The 19,280-nt window shown below is 65.1% G+C and carries 18 protein-coding genes and 1 tRNA gene; 3 read left to right on the plus strand and 16 right to left on the minus strand.

The window, feature by feature from the left end; genetic code table 11:
• Positions 1–5: 5 nt before the first annotated feature.
• The gene (locus tag B5520_RS11460; RefSeq protein ID WP_079597191.1) at positions 6–3,404 is read right to left on the minus strand and encodes a pyruvate carboxylase; all 3,399 of its coding nucleotides are present in this window, start codon (positions 3,402–3,404) and stop codon (positions 6–8) included.
• 301 nt (positions 3,405–3,705) lie between these two features.
• On the opposite strand from B5520_RS11460, the gene B5520_RS11465 reads away from it, so the two are divergent.
• The gene (locus B5520_RS11465) at positions 3,706–4,524 is read left to right on the plus strand and encodes a ParA family protein (protein ID WP_079597192.1); all 819 of its coding nucleotides are present in this window, start codon (positions 3,706–3,708) and stop codon (positions 4,522–4,524) included.
• A gap of 64 nt (positions 4,525–4,588) precedes the next feature.
• Here B5520_RS11465 and B5520_RS11470 read toward each other — a convergent pair whose 3' ends face one another.
• From B5520_RS11470 to gcvH, 5 genes are all read right to left on the minus strand, one after another.
• A complete protein-coding gene (locus B5520_RS11470) occupies positions 4,589–5,182 on the minus strand; it encodes a MerR family transcriptional regulator (protein WP_009358601.1) in 594 nt (197 codons plus the stop codon).
• Positions 5,183–5,414: 232 nt separating this feature from the next.
• Positions 5,415–5,918 (minus strand): bifunctional nuclease family protein, encoded by a 504-nt coding sequence (locus B5520_RS11475; protein ID WP_079597193.1) that lies wholly within the window; start codon positions 5,916–5,918, stop codon positions 5,415–5,417.
• Positions 5,918–6,634 carry a transcriptional regulator FtsR gene (locus B5520_RS11480; protein ID WP_079597194.1) on the minus strand — a complete coding sequence of 239 codons (717 nt, stop codon included), beginning with the start codon at positions 6,632–6,634 and terminating at the stop codon, positions 5,918–5,920. Before B5520_RS11480 ends, B5520_RS11475 begins: the two co-directional genes overlap by 1 nt.
• 23 nt (positions 6,635–6,657) lie before the next feature.
• A complete protein-coding gene (locus B5520_RS11485) occupies positions 6,658–7,134 on the minus strand; it encodes an FHA domain-containing protein (protein ID WP_079597195.1) in 477 nt (158 codons plus the stop codon).
• Between the two features lie 155 nt (positions 7,135–7,289).
• A complete protein-coding gene (gene gcvH, locus B5520_RS11490; RefSeq protein WP_079597196.1) occupies positions 7,290–7,676 on the minus strand; it encodes a glycine cleavage system protein GcvH in 387 nt (128 codons plus the stop codon).
• Between the two features lie 164 nt (positions 7,677–7,840).
• Here gcvH and B5520_RS11495 point away from each other — a divergent pair, with 164 nt between their 5' ends.
• The gene (locus B5520_RS11495; protein WP_079597197.1) at positions 7,841–8,710 is read left to right on the plus strand and encodes an Fpg/Nei family DNA glycosylase; all 870 of its coding nucleotides are present in this window, start codon (positions 7,841–7,843) and stop codon (positions 8,708–8,710) included.
• 432 nt (positions 8,711–9,142) lie between these two features.
• Positions 9,143–9,457 carry a hypothetical protein gene (locus tag B5520_RS11500; protein ID WP_079597198.1) on the plus strand — a complete coding sequence of 105 codons (315 nt, stop codon included), beginning with the start codon at positions 9,143–9,145 and terminating at the stop codon, positions 9,455–9,457.
• A gap of 92 nt (positions 9,458–9,549) precedes the next feature.
• Here the strand turns inward: B5520_RS11500 and B5520_RS11505 are convergent.
• From B5520_RS11505 to B5520_RS11550, 10 genes are all read right to left on the minus strand, one after another.
• Positions 9,550–9,626: transfer RNA gene (locus B5520_RS11505), tRNA-Pro, on the minus strand.
• Positions 9,627–9,774: 148 nt separating this feature from the next.
• The gene (der, locus tag B5520_RS11510; RefSeq protein WP_079597199.1) at positions 9,775–11,325 is read right to left on the minus strand and encodes a ribosome biogenesis GTPase Der; all 1,551 of its coding nucleotides are present in this window, start codon (positions 11,323–11,325) and stop codon (positions 9,775–9,777) included.
• Positions 11,326–11,335: 10 nt separating this feature from the next.
• On the minus strand, positions 11,336–12,016 hold the full coding sequence (locus tag B5520_RS11515; protein ID WP_176156846.1) for a lysophospholipid acyltransferase family protein: 681 nt from the start codon (positions 12,014–12,016) through the stop codon (positions 11,336–11,338).
• 31 nt (positions 12,017–12,047) lie between these two features.
• Positions 12,048–12,761 carry a (d)CMP kinase gene (gene cmk, locus B5520_RS11520; protein ID WP_079597201.1) on the minus strand — a complete coding sequence of 238 codons (714 nt, stop codon included), beginning with the start codon at positions 12,759–12,761 and terminating at the stop codon, positions 12,048–12,050.
• Positions 12,761–13,870, minus strand: a complete 1,110-nt coding sequence (locus B5520_RS11525; RefSeq protein WP_079597202.1) for a prephenate dehydrogenase — start codon at positions 13,868–13,870, stop codon at positions 12,761–12,763. Before B5520_RS11525 ends, cmk begins: the two co-directional genes overlap by 1 nt.
• A gap of 3 nt (positions 13,871–13,873) precedes the next feature.
• Positions 13,874–15,070 (minus strand): pseudouridine synthase, encoded by a 1,197-nt coding sequence (locus B5520_RS11530; protein WP_079597203.1) that lies wholly within the window; start codon positions 15,068–15,070, stop codon positions 13,874–13,876.
• Between the two features lie 111 nt (positions 15,071–15,181).
• Positions 15,182–15,805, minus strand: a complete 624-nt coding sequence (locus B5520_RS11535; RefSeq protein WP_079597236.1) for an SMC-Scp complex subunit ScpB — start codon at positions 15,803–15,805, stop codon at positions 15,182–15,184.
• 23 nt (positions 15,806–15,828) lie between these two features.
• The gene (locus B5520_RS11540) at positions 15,829–16,641 is read right to left on the minus strand and encodes a segregation and condensation protein A (RefSeq protein WP_079597204.1); all 813 of its coding nucleotides are present in this window, start codon (positions 16,639–16,641) and stop codon (positions 15,829–15,831) included.
• A gap of 7 nt (positions 16,642–16,648) precedes the next feature.
• Positions 16,649–17,548 (minus strand): ParA family protein, encoded by a 900-nt coding sequence (locus tag B5520_RS11545; protein ID WP_079597205.1) that lies wholly within the window; start codon positions 17,546–17,548, stop codon positions 16,649–16,651.
• A 230-nt stretch (positions 17,549–17,778) separates the two neighbouring features.
• Positions 17,779–19,128 carry a cation:dicarboxylate symporter family transporter gene (locus tag B5520_RS11550; RefSeq protein WP_079597206.1) on the minus strand — a complete coding sequence of 450 codons (1,350 nt, stop codon included), beginning with the start codon at positions 19,126–19,128 and terminating at the stop codon, positions 17,779–17,781.
• Positions 19,129–19,280 lie beyond the last annotated feature (152 nt).

Consider the following 19,280-nt stretch of genomic DNA (forward strand, 5'->3'; position numbering starts at 1 on the left):
TTTGGCTATTGCTCCACGACCAGCAGCAGGTCTCCGCCCTGCACCTGCTCCACCGCGGAGATGGCGAGGCGGGAAACCTTGCCGCCCACCGGCGTCGTGATGGACGCCTCCATCTTCATGGCCTCGATGGTGGCCACCGTGTCGCCGGCGTTGACGGTGTCACCGGTCTTGACGGTGACGGTGACGGCGCCGGCGAACGGTGCAGCCACGTGGCCCGGCTGCGCCGGATCTGCCTTCTCTGCGGCCTTGACGTTGCTCACGACGGAACGGTCGCGCACCACCACGGGCCGGGACTGGCCGTTGAGCGTACACATCACGGTCCGCATGCCCTTTTCGTCCGGCTCGGAGACCGCCTCCAGGGAAGCGATCAGCCGCACGCCGCGCTCCAGCGTGATCTCGTGCTCCTGGCCCCGCTGGAGCCCGTACAGGTAGTCACGGGTATCCAGAACCGAGATGTTGCCGTAGGTTTCGACACTCTTGAGGTAGTCCTTGGTGGGGCCCTCGAACAGCAGACGGTTCAGCGTGTGCTGGCGGGTCTTGGAGTCGGACTTCAGCGCAGCGCTGTCTTCGGCGCTGAGCTCGACGTCGCGGACCTTCACGCTCCTGCCCTGCAGGGCCTTGGTGCGGAAGGGTTCCGGCCAGCCTCCGGGAGGGTCGCCCAGCTCGCCGGACAGGAACCCGATCACGGAATCGGGGATGTCGTAGTTCTGCGGGTTCTCGTTGAAGTCCGCCGGGTCCGCATTCAGGCCCACCAGGTGCAGGGCAAGGTCGCCCACCACCTTGGAGGACGGTGTCACCTTCACCAGGCGCCCAAGGATCCGGTCAGCGGCCGTGTACATGTCCTCGATGGCCTCGAAGCGCTCCCCCAGCCCCAGCGCCATGGCCTGCTGGCGCAGGTTGGACAGCTGGCCGCCCGGGATCTCGTGCTGGTAGACCCGGCCGGTGGGGCCCGGAAGGCCCGACTCGAACGGCGCGTAGACGCGGCGGACAGCCTCCCAGTACGGTTCCAGCGAACTGACCGCAGCCAGGCTGAGGCCGGTGTCCCGTGGCGTGTGTTCCAGCGCTGCGACCAACGCCGACGCCGAGACCTGGCTGGTGGTTCCGGCCAGGGAAGCGGAGGCAACATCCACGGCGTCCACACCGGCGTCCACGGCAGCCAGCAAGGTGGCCAGCTGGCCGCCCGCGGTGTCGTGGGTGTGCAGGTGGACCGGCAGGTCGAAGCGGTCCCGAAGGGCGGCAACGAGCTTGGCTGCGGCAGCGGGCCGCAGCAGGCCTGCCATGTCCTTGATGGCAAGGATGTGCGCGCCGGCGTCGACGATCTTCTGCGCGAGCTCGAGGTAGTAGTCCAGCGTGTAGAGCGTCTCGTTGGGGTCCAGCATGTCGCCTGTGTAGCAGAGCGCCACTTCGGCGACGGCGGTGCCCGTTGCCCGGACGGCGCGGATGGCCGGCGCCATCTGGCTGACATCGTTGAGCGCGTCGAAAATGCGGAAGATATCGATGCCGGTCGCGGCGGCCTCATTGACGAAGGCCTCGGTGACCTCTTCCGGGTACGGCGTGTAGCCCACGGTGTTGCGGCCGCGGAGCAGCATTTGCAGGCACACGTTCGGAAGTGCGGTGCGCAGCGCCGCCAAGCGGTCCCACGGGTCTTCGCCCAGGAAGCGCAGCGCGACGTCGTAGGTGGCGCCGCCCCATGCCTCGACGGACAAGAGTTCCGGCAGGAGCGCGGTGACGGCAGGGCCCGCGGCCACAAGGTCGCGGGTACGGACACGGGTGGCCAGGAGCGACTGGTGCGCGTCCCGGAAAGTGGTGTCGGTTACCGCGACGGCGTTCTGCTCACGAAGAGCCCTGGCGAAGCCTTCGGGCCCCAGCTCCAGGAGCCGCTGCCGGGAGCCGGGGGCGGCCTGCTTGCCCTTGACGGACGGAAGCTTGTCTGCGGGGTTGGAGTGGACCGTCAGTTCCCCGTTGGGTTTGTTGACGGTGACCTCGGCCAGCCAGGTGAGGAGCTTGGTACCGCGGTCCGCGGAAACCCTCGCCTTCAGCAGCTGCGGGCGTTCGTCGATGAAGTTGGTGGCGACGTCGCCTGCGATGAAATCGGCATCGTCAAGCACCGCCTGCAGGAAGGAGATGTTGGTGGAGACACCGCGGATACGGAACTCTGCAAGGGCGCGGCGTGCCCGTGCCACGGCTGCCGGGTAGTCCCGGCCGCGGCAGGTCAGCTTGACCAGCATGGAGTCGAAGTGGGGGCTGATCTCGGCACCCGAGTAAACCGTGCCGCCGTCGAGCCTTACGCCCGCACCGCCGGCGGACCGGTACCCGGTGATCTTTCCAACGTCGGGGCGGAAGCCGTTCGCGGGGTCCTCGGTGGTGATGCGGCTCTGCAGCGCGGCGCCGCGCAGCTTGACCGTGTCCTGGGAGAGGCCAAGGTCCGCCAGCGTTTCACCGGCGGCGATCCTCATCTGTGCCTGCACCAGGTCAACGTCCGTAACTTCTTCGGTGACGGTGTGCTCCACCTGGATGCGCGGGTTCATTTCGATGAACACGTGCTGGCCTGCCCGCTCGCCCACGGTATCAACGAGGAACTCGACGGTGCCCGCGTTAACGTAGTTCAGCGCCTGGGCAAACTTAACGGCGTCCCGGTAGAGGGCCTGCCGGATGTTCTCGTCCAGGTTAGGGGCGGGGGCGATCTCGATGACCTTCTGGTGCCGCCGCTGGATGGAGCAGTCCCGCTCGAACAGGTGCATGACGTTGCCCTCGGCGTCGGCCAGGATCTGCACCTCGATGTGGCGGGGGCGCAGGACAGCCTGCTCCAGGAACATGGTGGGATCGCCAAACGCAGCATCCGCTTCACGCATGGCGGACTTCAGTGCCTCGGGGAGCGCTTCGCGGGTATCAACCCGGCGCATGCCGCGGCCGCCGCCGCCAGCCACTGCCTTGGCGAAAATGGGGAAACCGATCTCGTCCGCCGCTGCCAGCAGCTCGTCGAGGTCCTTCGACGGCGCACTGGACTTCAGGACGGGAACACCCGCGTCACGGGCAGCCTTAAGGGCCGCCACCTTGTTGCCGGCAAGCTCCAGCACCTCAGCAGGCGGGCCGACGAAGGTGATGCCGGCTTCCTTGGCCGCACGTGCCAGATCGGGGTTTTCCGAAAGGAAACCGTAGCCGGGGTAGATGGCGTCCGCGCCGGACTCCTTGGCCACGCGGATCACCTCGGCAACGTCCAGGTATGCCCGGACGGGATGCCCTTCCTCGCCAATCAGGTAGGCCTCGTCCGCCTTCTGGCGGTGGATCGAGTTCCTGTCCTCATTTGGAAAAACGGCAACGGTCTTGGCGCCCAGCTCGTAGCCGGCGCGGAAGGCCCTGATCGCGATTTCGCCGCGGTTGGCCACCAGAACTTTGGAAAACATACTTCTCCTGCATCATTGCGGGTGGATCGGTGAGTGGTCACAGTGTCTAGGACCTCCAAGGACAAACACAAATCTTTGTGGCCACCATCACAGATTTCCCCGTCATGTCCCGATCGCTTTCCCCAGGCCCGGCGGAAAGCGCCCCGGCAGCACAGCCGATGCCATGCCGACTCCCCGTAAAGCAGGATTCGCCGACGCATCCACATATGATGAGTAGGGCGGCAGGACCGTCCGGCTTCGGCTCTGCCGGAGCAAACATTACTCCCAACACGGCATCCGGCGTTAGGTTTTGGTCTCTCAAGTGCAAGTAGTCAGCATCAGCAGCCTTAAGGGTGGAGTCGGCAAGACTTCCGTCACCACAGGATTGGCGTCTGCGGCGCTGGCCGCGGGCGTCCGCACACTGGTGGTGGACCTCGACCCCCATGCGGACGCAACCACCGCCCTCGGCGTCCAGCCGGGCGACCAGCTGGACATCGGCAGGATGCTGAAAAGCCCCCGCCGCGCCAAGCTGGCCGACAACGTGGTAGGCAGCAGCTGGACAGCGCGGGCCCACACCAACGGTTCCGGACCCGCCGTCCTGGACGTCGCCGTCGGCTCCGCCTACACGGGAATCTACGACCGCCCCGACCTCGGCCGCCGTGACCTGCGGCGCCTCTCCACCGTCCTGGCGGGTGCCGACAATTACGACCTTGTCCTGATCGACTGCCCGCCGTCGCTCAACGGGCTGACCCGGATGGCGTGGTCCGCCAGCGACAAAGTGGCGCTCGTGGCCGAGCCGGGGCTCTTCTCCGTGGCCGGAACGGAACGCACCATGCGCGCCATACAGCTGTTCCGCCAGGAGTTCGCCCCCAACCTCTCCCCTGCCGGCATCGTGGCCAACCGGGTCCGGACGGGTTCCTCCGAGCACACGTACCGGCTCGCCGAGATGGAGTCCATGTTTGGCGAACTCCTCCTGAGCCCCCGCATCCCGGAGCAGGCGAACTGGCAGCAGATCCAGGGCGCTGCCCATCCGGTGCACCATTGGCCGGGCGACTCCGCCAAGTCTGCGGCGGCACTCTTTGACGAGCTGCTGGCGAACATGATGTCCGTGGGCAGCGGGCTGCGCAGCCGCACGCGGTAGGAATTCCAGACTTAACGGCAGAAGCCGCCCTCCGGAGGGAGAGCGGCTTCTGCCATATATACGGTCAGCTGATCTTGCGTGCTGCCCGCCGCTTGCTCAATTCGTCGTCCGGAAAGGACTGCTCCGCGGCGTGTTCGCTGGGCAGTGAGGCGAGGCTGCCTTCAACTTCGCGCCACACCCGGCCCACGGCGATGCCGAAGACTCCTTGTCCGCCCTGGACGAGGTCGATGACCTCATCGGCCGAGGTGCACTCGTAGACACTTGCGCCGTCGCTCATCAGGGTGATCTGCGCGAGGTCCTCCACACCGCGTTCGCGCAGGTGCTCAACGGCCGTGCGGATCTGCTGAAGGGAAACGCCGGTGTCCAGGAGGCGCTTGACCACCTTGAGGACAAGGATGTCGCGGAAGCCGTACAGCCGCTGCGATCCGGAACCGGCGGCGCCGCGCACAGCGGGTTCCACGAGTCCGGTACGTGCCCAGTAGTCCAGCTGCCGGTAGGTGATGCCTGCCGCCTTGCAGGCAGTGGGTCCGCGGTAGCCGGCGTCCTCATCCAGTACCGGGAGGTCCTCGGTAAACAGGAGGCCCTGGGCACCACTCGCGGGCACAGCAACACCAGCCGTGGGCTGTTTAAGCCCGCCTGCTTCGCCTTTGGGACTCACCTGGATCCTCCTTGTCGTACGCTCCCGGGGAACACCTGCAGCAGCCTTGGCATGAAGACCATGCATGTAATTTTCGCGGGGCGCACTTTCCAGTGTGACTTGCGCGGCTGCCGTAAGCAATGGGAACTTGATACTTCGACGTTAGGCCCGGCAGGTCCCAAGGTCAAAGACCCCGGGGCCTTTGGCAGGGCGTGTCGAAACTTTCATCCTCAACTTTAACCTTAACGTGACCTCAGCCGTCGAAGTCCTCGGGCTCCACGTCGTCCAGGAACTCGCGGAAGCGGCGCAGCTCGCGCTCTTCGTCCACCGTGGGGCCCGGCTCGGTGTCCTCACCCTCGTCGTGCTCGGTGATCCGCACCCCGGCCTCTTCCATCACTGAATCGGCGCACCAGATCCGGCACTTCGCGCGGAGGGCTATCGCCAGCGCATCGGAAGCCCTGGAGCTCACGGTGGTGCCGTTTTCAAACTGCAGCTGCCCATAAAAGATGTTGTCTTCGACAGCCACGATGTTGACGCTGACCACGGAGTGGCCCAAGGATTCCACCACATCCACCAGGAGGTCATGGGTCATGGGGCGGGGCGGGACAACGCCCTGCTGCGCCAGCGCAATGGCGCTGGCTTCCGGAGTGCCGATCCAAATGGGGACATGGCGTTCCCCGTGCATCTCCCGCAGCAGGACCAGCGGCTGGTTGGAAGGCAGTTCGATCCGAACGCCTACAATCTCGACTTCAATCATCAGATGTCCATGCGTGAGATGTGGTCCTGCACCAGAGCCCGGTGCAGGGTGAGGCAGAGGTCGCTGATTTCACGGGCGGCCTCGGCGGCCCGTGCCTGGGAGGCAGAGTCCTTGCGGGAAGCAAGCGGAGCCACCGCGCGTTCCACCAGGCCGAATTCCCGTTCCGCCGCGGCCTGGAAGGGGCGCAAGTGGCGGGGTTCCAGCCCATGGCCCTCAAGCTGTACACAGGCGCGCGCCACCTGGAGGGCATGTTCGTCGAACTGGCCGTTGCTGTGGCTGATCAGTCCGAAGTCCAGGAGCGCCTGCAGCAGGGGCACACTGGCGCCGGACTCCGTGCGCAGCTGCTCCTCCGTGAGCCTGCGCCCGCGGTTCTGCAGCTCGGCCGCCAGTTCGTCGGAGACGATGCGCGGGGACACCACGACGCCGGGCGGAAGGTTCTCCGGCCGCTCTCCCCTGTCGATGGCGTCAAGGTAGTCCTTGATGACTTTCAGGGGGAGGTACTGGTCCCGCTGCAGGGCCAGCACGAAACGCAGCCGTTCCACGTCGCCGTCGGAATACTGCCGGTAACCCGCAGGCGTACGCCGCGGGTTAATCAGCCCCTTTTCCTCGAGGAAGCGGATCTTGGACGCAGTCATGCCCGGGAAGTCGCCGCTGAGCTGCGCGAGGACTTCGCCGATGTTGAGGACCTGCGGTCCCCGGCGTTCCGGTTGTGCCATTGCCACAGGCAGCGGTCCCCGGTTCAGCCGCGGCCTGCAGCACTGGCAGGGCTCAGGTAGAAGGTGAGGCGGAACTTGCCGATCTGGACTTCGCTGCCGTTCTTGAGCTCAACGCTGTCAACGCGATCATGGTTGACGTAGGTGCCGTTCAGGCTGTTCTTGTCCACCACTTCAAAGCTCCGGGCAGTCCGGCGGAACTCCACATGCCGGCGGGATACCGTGACGTCATCGAGGAAGATATCGGCGTCCGGGTGGCGGCCGGCCGTGGTGACGTCGGAGTCGAGCAGGAAGCGGGCGCCGGCGTTCGGCCCGCTGTGCGCAACGAGAAGGGCAGATCCGGCCGGCAGTGCCTCAACGGAGCTGCGCTCATCGGAGGAAAGCTTGGGGGCGATGGTGGGTTCATCGGTGACCGGAGTGAGATGGATGGAGGTGGTCTCCGACGCCTTAGCCGCACCCGAGCCGTATTCCCCATCGGCAGGGTTCTGTCTGTGGCCAGCCATGGATTCCTCCTCTTCCCGCTGCAGCCCCTGGGCCTGCAGCCAACGTTTACCCTCCGGCCCGCTCAGCAGGTCCGGCGCCGGCTCCCCATCCGGCCGCTGACGTGCGAAGACGTCCTGCCTGCGACGCGGGGCCGGACCGGATGTACCGGTTAGCTTTAGCCTACCTGTTGTTCGTACTCGGATGCACTGAGCAACGAGTCAACGGCGTCTGCTTCGGCGAGTTTGACCTCAATCAACCAGCCGTCGCCGTACGGATCAGTGTTGATCAGGGCCGAATCAGTGTCCAGGGACTCGTTGCGGGCCACTACTTCGCCGGAAACCGGGGCGTAGATATCGCTGACGCTCTTGGTGGACTCGACTTCACCCACCACTTCGTTTGCCGTAATCTTGGTGCCGATTTCCGGCATCTGGGCGTAAACAACATCTCCAAGCGCGTCCTGGGCGAAGTCGGTAATGCCCACGCGGACCACGCCGTCGGCATTGGGGGCAGTTACCCACTCATGTTCGGCAGTGTAGGACAGGTCTTCGGGAATGTTGCTCATCGGGGGCCTTTCATCGGGTCAAACACCTGGGTCACTGGGGCCCGGAACAGGCCGCCGCTGAAAGTATAGGCACATCTGCCGGGGCGTTCAGCGGGGATTCTGACAAGATGGGTCGCATGAGCGCGCGCGTTGATGCCGGATGCCCGGGGCCAGGCAGGTAAGCCATGCCGGAACTTCCCGAAGTGGCCGGTCTGGCCGGGTTTTTGAACGAACAGCTGCAGGGCTCTGTCCTTGCCAAACTGCAGATTGCATCCTTCGCCGTGCTCAAGACCGCTGATCCGCCCTTCACGGCGCTGGAAGGCCGCACGGTGACCGGCGTGCAGCGGTTCGGAAAGTTCATCAGCATTGACACCGGTGGCATCTCGTTTGTGTTCCATCTGGCCAAGGCAGGGTGGATCCGCTTCACGGACTCCCCCACCGCCGGACCCTTGAAGATGGGCAGCGGCCACATCGCGGCCCGGCTCGTTTTCGCGGGGGCGGAAGGTGACCGGGGTTTTGACCTTACGGAAGCCGGGACAAAAAAGAGCCTGGCCATTTATGTGGTGCGGGACCCGCAGGAAGTTCCGGGCATCGCCACGCTGGGGCCGGACCCCTTCGCTGAAGCGTTCGACGTCGGCATGCTGGCGGAGATCCTCGGCGGCAGTTCGCAGCAGATCAAGGGGCTCCTGCGGAGCCAGAGCGTGATCGCCGGAATCGGCAACGCCTACAGCGACGAGATCCTGCATGCGGCCCGGATTTCGCCCTTCGCCCCGGCCAAGTCCCTGGACCGGGAGACGGTGCAGGTCCTGTACGACGCCATCCATGACATCCTCGGCACTGCGCTGGCCGAAGCCAGCGGCAAGCCGCCCAAGGACCTCAAGGACGTGAAGCGAAGCCACATGCGCGTCCATGCCAGGACCGGCCAGCCCTGCCCGGTATGCGGGGACACGGTCCGGGAGGTCTCCTTTGCCGACACGGCGCTGCAGTACTGCCCCACGTGCCAGACCAAGGGCAAGATCCTCGCGGACCGGCGGACCTCGAAGTTCCTGAAATAGAAACAGCGCACCCCCCCTTTTTTGCCGGAGCCTCCCCTATTACAGTCACAGGTCTTCACACCCGGGGTACGCCTCACTATCGTGGAAAACACGACGCCCCAGCACATCAAACGGGCGGACGGAACTGATTACGTGAGGGTCCAGAAACCGGCGCTCATTCCTCACACAGAGTGCCTATCTGGGCCTTTTCCATGTGTTCAGTCATCACCACAGCGCACCTCTGGATGTAAGCCGGGGGAATTTCTAGGTTTACGTCCTGACTGCGCTGGCATCCTCAAGCACGGTGCTTCATTGGCACGTCATGGGCTTGAGCCTCAGCCGCAGACAGGCGGGTCACCACTGTAACGGACAACGTCCCAAGACGGACGTTTCCCCTGCATGCCCTCCTGTTCCTGCGGGTCATCGATCATTCGATCACAGTAGGAAAGTGCAATGAACAAAGTATCCCGCCTTCTCGGCTCCGCCACCCTGGCCACAGGCCTGATTTTCGGAGGATCAGCCGGTGTCGCTTATGCCGGCGACAATAACGGAGACCGCCACGGGTCGTCTCACAGCAGGGACCACAACGACCGCGACCGCGACCGTGACCGGAAGTGTCACCAGCACGATGGCCGCCATCACAACCATTACTCGCATCACCGTGATGGACGCTCCGACAACAACTGCAACCACCGGCATGAGCGTGTGTACTACAAGGATTACAACGGAAACTGGAAGTCCGTTGTGATCGTAGTATTCTTCCGCTGATCGCCGCTTGTTGGGGGTGTATCGCGCGACTCCCTCAAAGACGGCTGAAATGCCAAAAGCCGCTTTCCGGTATTCCCGGAAAGCGGCTTTTTTGGTCGGGCTGACAGGATTTGAACCTGCGACCCCTTGACCCCCAGTCAAGTGCGCTACCAAGCTGCGCTACAGCCCGTTAGTTCCGCCGTTCTCCGCTGTGCTTCATCCAAGGATTCCTCCGAGGATTTCCACCAGCAGTCCGGCCGAACCACCTAGAAGAGCTTACACGATCCAAGAGGGTGCCTGTGACACTTTCCGGGATTCGGGGCCCATGTGTGTCGCAATTAACGCTTCTTGCCGCGCTTTTCCCGCACACGCATGCTGACTTCGATGGGCGTGCCCTCGAAGCCGAAGGTTTCCCGGAGCCGGCGGGTGATGAACCGGCGGTAGCCGGGGTCCAGGAAACCGGTGGTGAACAGCACGAACTTGGGCGGACGGCTCGAGGCCTGCGTGCCGAAGAGGATGCGGGGCTGCTTTCCGCCGCGGACCGGGTGCGGGTGCGCGGCCACCAATTCGCCCAGGAAGGCGTTGAGGCGGCCGGTGGCGATGCGCTTGTCCCAGTTCTCCAGGGCCAGGTCCAGCGCCGGCACCAGGCGGTCCTTGTGCCAGCCGGTCTTTGCCGAGATGTTGACGCGCGGCGCCCACTCCACGTGCGCCAGGTCCTGCTCAATTTCGCGCTCGAGGTAGCGGCGGCGTTCGTCGTCGAGCAGGTCCCACTTGTTGAACGCCAGGACCATGGCCCGGCCGGACTCGATGGCCAGCTGGAGGATCCGGACGTCCTGCTCGCTGAGGACCTCATCAACGGCGAGAAGGACGACGGCGACCTCCGCCTTTTCGAGCGCGGCCTGCGTCCGCAGCGAGGCGTAGTAGTCAGCGCCCTGCGCCATATGCTGGCGCCGGCGGATGCCGGCGGTGTCCACGAAGCGCCAGGTGCGGCCGCCCAGTTCGATGAATTCGTCCACAGGGTCGCGGGTGGTTCCGGCAGTGTTGTCCACCACCACGCGCTCGGTCCCGGCCAGCTTGTTCAGCAGCGAGGACTTGCCCACGTTCGGGCGGCCGATGAGTGCGATGCGGCGCGGACCGCCGGAGCGTTCCAGCCCCTCAATGGTCGAGAATTCGGGCAGCACGTCCATGACGTGGTCCAGCAGGTCCGCCACCCCGCGGCCATGGAGCGCCGAGACCGGGTACGGCTCGCCGAAGCCCAGGCCCCACAGAGCCGCGGAGTCCGCCTCCTGCGCGAAGTCGTCCACCTTGTTGGCCACCATGATGACCGGCTTCTTGCTGCGGCGCAGCATCTTCATCACGCCTTCATCGGTAGCCGTGGCACCGACGGCCGAGTCGACGACGAAGAGGACGGCGTCAGCGAGTTCAACGGCCATCTCGGCCTGCTCGGCGACCCGGGCGTGGATACCGCGGGCATCGTGCTCCCAGCCGCCGGTATCCACCAGGGTGAAGTTGCGGCCGTTCCAGCTCGCCGAGTACATGACGCGGTCGCGGGTCACGCCGGGAGTGTCCTCCACCACGGCTTCGCGGCGGCCCAGGATGCGGTTGACCAGGGTGGACTTGCCCACGTTGGGGCGCCCGATGATGGCCAGCACAGGATCGAGCTTGACGGGGCCGTCGAAGTCCTCGTCGCCGTATTCCCCGCTGAGCAGCGCGGCGTCGTCCTCGTCGAGGTCGTAGTCCTCCAGGCCTGCCCGGAGGGAGGCCGCGCGGAGCTCAGCCTCGTCGTCGTCAATGGCCGCCAGCCGTTCGGCAACCTGGTCGGTGCCCGTGGGCGTGTATTCGTCTTCACCGGCGCCGGAATGGCCGGGGGTTTGAGTCGTGTCGCTCATTGCACTGTCCTTAGTGGTCATCTGCCGGCGTCCCGGCTACTGCTGTTAAGTCTTTGGAGGTTTCAGCGAAGGGCAGGGGCTGCCCGCTGAGTTGGATGGCATCCCGGACGTGCCCGGCCAGTGCTGCGCGGATCTCCTGCGCCGCCCTGTCCATTGAAGCACGGCCGCTTTCCCCGGCCCGGCGGCCTAAAGTAAGGGCGTTTCCGAAGCTGACATGGAACCGCCTGCCGGGCCGCGGCACAAAGTCAAGGTGCTCGTCCCCGGCCCGGGTCCCCAGGATGGCCACGGGTACTACCGGCGCTCCGGAATTCAGGGCGAGCCAGGCTACCCCGCCGTTGATATCGGAGGCTTCACCGCTCCCCCGGGTTCCTTCAGGGAGGATTCCGACGCAACGGCCGGCGGCGAGGAGGTCCTTGCTGCGCTGCAGCGCAGCCCGGTCACCCTGCCGGTCCACGGGCAGCTGCCCGGAAGCGGTCAGCACCCTGCCCAGGAATCCCTTGAACATCTCCTGCTTGACCAGGATGTGCATGGGCCGCGGCGAGGCGCCGAACATTACGGGCCCGTCCAGGAAGCTGATGTGGTTGCCGGCGAAGATCACCGGTCCCCCGGTGGGGACGTTGGCCTTGCCGGTCACCGATGTCCGGTAGACGAGATGGTCCAGGGCCCAGCCCACAGGCCGGCTCCAGGCCATGGTCCAGCCGGAGGGCACGCCGGGCCTGCCGTCAGTCACGGTTGAGGACCTTGGTGACAATGACGAGGGCAGCGTCCACCGTCTGCTCGAAGTCAAGGTCCGAGGAGTCCAGCGTTACGACACCGTCGGCAGCCTGCGTGAAGTTCACCACCGTCGAGTCCTTGGCGTCGCGGTGCGTCACCTGGGCAGCCAGCTGCTCCGCATTCTGCGTGCCGCCAAGCTGGATGCCGCGCCGGCGCAGCCGGGCTTCTTCACTGGCGGTCAGCAGCATCCGCACTTCGGCTCCGGGCGCGACGACCGTGGTAATGTCCCTGCCTTCCACCACCATGCGGCGGTGGCGCTTTTCGATCAGCGCCCGTTGCCGGCGGATGAGCTCAGTCCGTGCGCCCAGGGTGGTGGCGACGGCGCTGACCGCCGAGGAGATGGCAGGCTCGCGGATGGCATCGGTGACGTCAACACCGTCCACGCGGACAAATTCCTCCCGCGGGCTGGTGCTGAGGTCCAGCACCAGGTCCCGGGAAGCCTGCTCAACGGCGGCGGCGTCGTCCAGGTCGATGCCATTGGTGACGCAATACCAGGTAAGGGCCCGGTACATTGCCCCGGTGTCCAGGTAGGCGATCCGGAGCCGCCGGGCCACTTCCTTGCTGACGCTGGATTTGCCGGAACCCGAAGGTCCGTCGATGGCAACAACCAGCGGCCTGCCGACGCGCAGGGCGGGCATGGTGTCGAGGAGTTCTTGTGTCATTACTGAAGTACCCGCCATCCGCGGTCGTTTAATGCTTCGATCAGGTGGTCGTGCTTGTTCGGCAACACTGACAATTCCACCATGCCCACGTTCTGTCCGGATGAATGGTCGAGCCGCAGGTCTTCAACGTTCACCCCGACTTCACCAATTTCGGTCAGCAGCCGTGCAATCTGGCCGGGCCTGTCGTCCACCAGCACGGTGAGCCAGGAATACGCCTGCGGCGGACCGCCGTGCTTGCCCGGAATACGGGCCTGGCCCGCGTTGCCCTCGCTGATGAGCTGGGCAAGGTCCAGCCTGGCGCCCGGAGCGGTGGGCTGTTCCAGTGTTCCGATGAGGCGGTTCAGGTCCTCGCGCACGCCGTAGAGGATCTCCACCACCTTGGAGGCGTTCCCGCCGAGGATCTGCACCCATAAGGTGGGGTCGCTGGCCGCGATCCGTGTGACATCCCGCAGCCCGTTGCCCGCGAGGGACAACGCATGCAAGGGTGTTCCCTGCAGCCTGCTGGCCAGCAGCGAGGACATCACCTGGGGCAGGTGGGAGACAAGCGCGACGGCTTCGTCGTGTTCGTCGGCCGTGAACTGGGACACCACTGCGCCCAGGTCGTTGCCCAGCGACCGGGCCGTCTGAAGGGCGGCAGCCGAGGTTTCCTCAGACGGGCAGACCACCCATGGCATGGAGGTGAACAGCTCACCGCGGGCGGCAACCGGGCCGGACTTTTCCCGCCCTGCCATCGGATGCGTTCCAACGTAGCGCGAGAGGTCCACGCCACTGCCGCGGAGCCGGGCCAGGATATCTGCCTTGACGCTGGCAATATCCACCACCACCGAGTCCGGATAGTCAGCCAGTGCCTCCCGGACGACGTCGGCTGTGACGTCCGGCGGCGCGGCGACGACCACCAGCTGCGGCCGGCTGCTGCCCAGTTCCGGCAGCGGCCGTCCTGCGCCGATGTCAACAGCTACCGCCTGGTTTGTGGGCGAAGGGTCGGAGAGGAACACCGGCACACCGCGCCCCCGCAGGCCCAGCCCGATGCTGGTCCCGAGGAGCCCGGTACCGATGACCACCACCGGACCATCCAGGTGGCCGCGGCCCTGGCTTTTGAAGGCGGACATGCCTTAGAGCCCTACGGATGCCAGCAGGTGGCCGACTTCCTGCTTGCCGAGGTTGCGGATGCTGCCCTGGCGCTGGTCACCCAGGCCAATCGGCCCCACCTTGACGCGGACCAGGCGCAGGACCGGGAAGCCGACGGCGTCGAACAGGCGGCGGACGATGCGGTTCTTGCCGGAGTGCAGCACTACCTCGATCAGGACGTGGCCCGGAGTGGAGTCGACAAGCCGGAAGGAGTCAACGGACGCAAAACCGTCCTCCAGCTCCACACCCTCCTTGAGCTGCGCCCCGATTCCCTGCGGGAACGGCCCACGGACCTGGACCAGGTAGGTCTTGGGGACTTCGTAGGAAGGGTGCGTCAGGCGGTTGGCCAGTTCGCCGTCGTTCGTCAGCAGCAAAAGCCCTTCGGTGGCGACGTCCAGGCGGCCCACGTGGAAGAGCCGTTCGCCCTTGTTCTTGTTGTTCTTCAGGAAGTCGCTGATGCAGGGACGCCCCTCGGGATCCTCCATGGTGGAAACAACGCCCTTCGGCTTGTTGAACACCATGTAGACGAGGTTCTCGTCCAGCTGGATCCGCAGCCCGTCAACGTGGATGACAGCCGTCTTGGGGTCCACGCGGACACCGAGCTCAGTGACAACCTGTCCGTCCACTTCCACGCGGCCTTCGGCAATCATCTCTTCGCAGACGCGGCGGGACGCAACTCCGGCCGAGGCCATCACCTTTTGCAGGCGCACGCCGTCGGCGTCATGGAGTTCCGACTGGGGCACGTCGCCACGGGGTCCCTTCTTCCGGGACGGCCTGCGGACGGGGCCAAGGTTCTGGCCGAAGCGTTCGCTGCCGAAGGCACGGGAAGCGGCCGCTCCGGGAGCGCCGGTGCGGGGCTTCGGCTTGAGGGCGCCCGGAGTACCCGGGGCTTTCTTGGCTCCCGGCTTTCGGGCTGCCGGCTTCCGGGATGAGGGCTTGGCCGCCCTGGCATCCGCACCGCGGCCCTGCTGGGGCCCATCCGAAGCCAAATCCGGATCGATAAAGCGCTCCTCGCGCGGCTTGGGTGCGCGTTGCGGCCCGCCGCTCCCGAACCCACCGGCCCGCTTGGGGGCACCGCTGCGGAACCCGCCCGCTGAATTGCCACCCTGGGAGGTGTTGCGTTGGGAATTGTTGCGTCCCGAACTGTTACGTGGTGAACCCTGGCGTCCCGCCTGTGTCATGACCCGTCCTTCAATGTTTTGGCTGTCAAAGGTTGTCACAGACAACCCTAGCCAGCCGTGCAGAATTACTCTGCCCTGATAAATATTTGTGTGCACGCCGGAAGTTCCGGCCTACATTCTGTCGGCGTCGTAGAACTCTGCGATGCCTTCCAGCCCCGGCAGATGCGGGGACAGGTGCGGCAAGTCCGCCACTGAGCTGATTCCCATCCGTTCCAGGAAGTATGACGTGGTCCGGTAAAGGATGGCGCCTGACTCGGGATCGGTTCCCGCGTCCTCAATCAGCCCGCGTTGGGCAAGTGTCCGTACGACAGAGTCAACGTTGACCCCGCGAATCGCAGACACCCGTGCCCGGGAAACCGGCTGCCGGTACGCAATGACCGCGAGCGTTTCCAATGCTGCCTGGGTGAGCCTGGCCGTCTGCCCCTCGAGCACATACTTGCCCACAATGTCGGCAAAGTCTGCACGGGAGTAGATGCGCCAGCCACCGGCGATGTTCCGCAATTCAAAACCCCGGGGGGTGGAGCCGAAACCAGCAACGCTGGCCGTTTCCACATCCGGGGCTTTAACAGTATAGCCGCTATACTCGCGCTCCAGTTCTGCGAGCAGTGCCCTGACCGCATCAACGGTCAGGTCAAGCCCCGCAGCCAGCTCCTCCTCCGTGGCCGGCTGGTCCAGGACCATCAGCACCGCCTCAAGGGCAGCCTTCGCCCCGCCCGGCAGGCTGTGGACATCCATTGCGCCGTCCGGCAATTGCCCGTTCACAGGTGCTCCTCGTATTCCTCACTCAGGTTGTCCGCCGACCAGTCCCCGGTTCCCGCAGTCCAATGCACGGCCAGGTCCGCCAGCGGCGAAAGCTGGTCGAAGGAGACCGCCTTGTCCCGGAACAGTTCCAGGAGCGCCAGGAACCGGGCCACCACCACCAGGGTGGAATCGGCGTCGGAAATCAGCGCCCGGAAAGTCAGCGGGGATTCCTGCTGCAGGCGCAGTCCCATAATTTCCGCCTGTTCCTTGACGCTCACGTTGCTGCCGTGCAGGTGGGCCAGCCCCACCGCGGTGGGCTGCGGAGCCTTCGGCCTCAGCGCCGCCTCTGCCAAGGCGGCGAACTGTTTCGGGGTGTGCTTCCAGACGAGTTCGGGCAGCATCGCGGCGAAGTGTTCCTCCAGCGCCACCTGGCGGGGAAAGCGGCGGCCTTCCTGGTGGAGGGTTTCGCCCAGGAGGCCGGCCACGTGCTTGAAGGCTTTGTACTGGAGAAGCCGCGCGAACAGGAGGTCGCGGGCCTCGAGCAGTGCAATATCCTCGTCGTCCTCCACTTCGCCGGCCGGAAGCAGGCGGGCGGCCTTGAGGTCCAACAGCGTCGCGGCGATGACCAGGAACTCGCTGGCCTCGTCCAGCGCCCATTCCTCACCGAGCTTCTGCAGCTTGCGGATGTACTTGATGAATTCGTCCGTGACGGTGGCGATCGCCACCTCAGTGATGTCCAGCTGGTGCTTCGCGATCAGCCCTAGCAGGAGGTCGAACGGACCGGTGAAGTTGGCCAGCCGCACCTCGAAGCCGGGCTTGGATTCGGCCACGGCGTGGCTAGGGTGCGCCGCCGCGCGAGATCAGCTCTTTGGCCAGCCGGCGGTATGCGTCGGCGCCCACGTGGTTTCCGGCGTAGCTGGTGATGGGCTCAGCAGCCACGGTGGCGTCGGCAAACTTGATGGACCGTTTGATGACGGTTTCGAAGACCTTGTCCCCGAAAGCCTCCACCAGGCGGGTGATGACTTCGCGGCTGTGGAGCGTCCGCGCGTCATACATGGTGGCGAGGACACCGTCCACCTGCAGCCGCGGGTTGAGCCGGTCCTGCACCTTGTCGATGGTTTCCACGAGCAACGCCACCGCGCGCAGGGCGAAGAATTCGCAAATCAGCGGAATGATCACGCCGTGCGCCGCGGTGAGGGCGTTGACGGTCAGGAGGCCCAGGGACGGCTGGCAGTCGATGAGGACAACGTCGTAGTCGTCTTCGACCTTCTTCAGCGCCCGGTCCAGCACCTGTTCGCGGGCTACTTCATTGACCAGCTGCACTTCCGCGGCGGAGAGGTCGATGTTGGCCGGCAGGAGGTCCACGTTCTCCACGCCGGTCTGGTGGATGGCATCGCGGATGTCCACCTTGCGGTCCATCAGCACGTTGTAGACCGTGAGGTCGAGCTCGTGGGGATTGACGCCCAGGCCGGCCGAGAGGGCACCCTGCGGATCGAAGTCCACCAGCAGCACGCGGCGGCCGTATTCGGCCAGCGCCGCGGCAAGGTTGATGGTGGAGGTGGTTTTTCCGACGCCGCCCTTTTGGTTCACCATCGCGATGACGCGGGCCGGACCGTGGGAGGACAGCGGCGCGGGTTCCGGGAACTCGCGGTATGGGCGCCCCGTGGGACCCATCACCGCGTTTTCCAGGTCGAATTCCGTGCCCTCCAGAGTTGCTGAACCCTGTTCGCTGCTCACGTATCTATCCACACTTTCGATGACGGTGATTTCCTGCCGCTGGATGGCCAGCGCCGTTCGTTCTTGATCCCAAGGTTACAGCGACCGACACGGTATTCAACGGAACTTGACTTTTCGCGGATGTTGAGCCTTGACCTTCTAGTTGAGGTCGAAGGTTTCCTGTCCGGGTACAGAAAACCGCCCCCGCAGCGTTGGCTGCGGGGGCGGTTTCCAGAAGGCGGGCCAAGAGGTCAGGCGTTGACCGGAACGGTGCGGGCTTCCGCTTGCTCGGGAGCGGCTTCACCGTGGTGGTGGGCCAGCATGGTTGCTTCGTCGAAGGGCTCCTGGCCGGAGAGGACGCTATTGACCTGGTCGCCGTCGATCTCCTTGACCCAGGTGCCGATCAGGATGGTGGCCACTGCGTTGCCGGTGAAGTTGGTCAGAGCGCGGGCCTCGGACATGAACCGGTCGATGCCGACAATCATGCCCACGCCGCCCAGCAGTTCGGGCTTGTGGGCCTGCAGGCCTGCCGCAAGGGTGGCCAGGCCGGCGCCGGTGACGCCTGCAGCGCCCTTGGAAGCGATGATCATGAAGATCAGCAGGGAGATCTGTGCGCCGAGGTCCAGCGGTGTGCCCATGGCGTTGGCCACGAAGAGGGACGCCATGGTCAGGTAGATGGCGGTGCCGTCAAGGTTGAAGGAGTAGCCGGTGGGTACGGTCACGCCGACGACGGGCTTGGAGACGCCGAGGTGTTCCATCTTGGCGATCAGGCGGGGCAGGGCGGCTTCGGAGGATGAGGTGGAGAAAATGAGGAGGTATTCCCGGCCCAGGTACTTCATGAGCTTGAAGATGTTGACGCCGGTGACCACCTTGAGCAGGCCGCCGAGGATGATCACGATGAACAGTGCGCAGGTGATGTAGAAGGCGGCCATCAGCGTGAACATGCTGACGATGGCCTGGAAGCCGGTAGCTCCCACGACGGCGGCGATGGCACCGAAGGCACCCACCGGGGCAAGCCACATGATCATGATCAGGATGCGGAAGACGAGGACCTGGCCATGGCCGATGGCCTTGAGGATGGGGGCGCCCTGCGGGCCCATCTTCTGGAGGGCAAACCCTACGAGGATGGCAGCAAACAACGTGGGGAGGACCGGAATGTCGCCCGGGATGATTCCGAGCAGGAAGGCGACGGTGCTGTCTACTTCCGCCTTCTTGTTGGGATCGTAAGGGGCAAGCTTCAGGCCTTCACCGGGGTGGATCAGGTTGCCGACAACCAGGCCAATGCCAAGCGCGAACGTGGACATGAGGACGAAGTAACCCAGGGCCAGGCCCCCCACCTTTCCCACGGTTGCCGCCTTGGCGATGGAGCCGATGCCCAGGACGATGGTGCAGAAAATGACCGGGGCGATCATCATCTTGATGAGCTTGATGAACCCGTCGCCGAGCGGCTTGAGGGACTTGCCAACCTCAGGGAACATCAGCCCCACCAGGGCGCCCAGGATGACGGCGGCGATGACGGCGATGTACAGGTAATGCGATTTGTCGATGCCCTTGCGCCGCGTCTTCACGGTGTCGAGCGACTCTCCTCGTTGAGAAGCCATGATGTTGTCTCCTTATGGATAATCTGGTAGACGCTGCGGGCACATTCTCTGGGCTCAACACGTCCTGCGGTGTGATAACCATCATTGGGCACGCCGTGACCCAGCTCACCGTTGCGTTCATATTGGTCGTGGCGCAGATAACAGTCATGGAA

It is taken from the genome of Arthrobacter sp. P2b, from assembly GCF_900168295.1.
Taxonomy (GTDB): domain Bacteria; phylum Actinomycetota; class Actinomycetes; order Actinomycetales; family Micrococcaceae; genus Arthrobacter.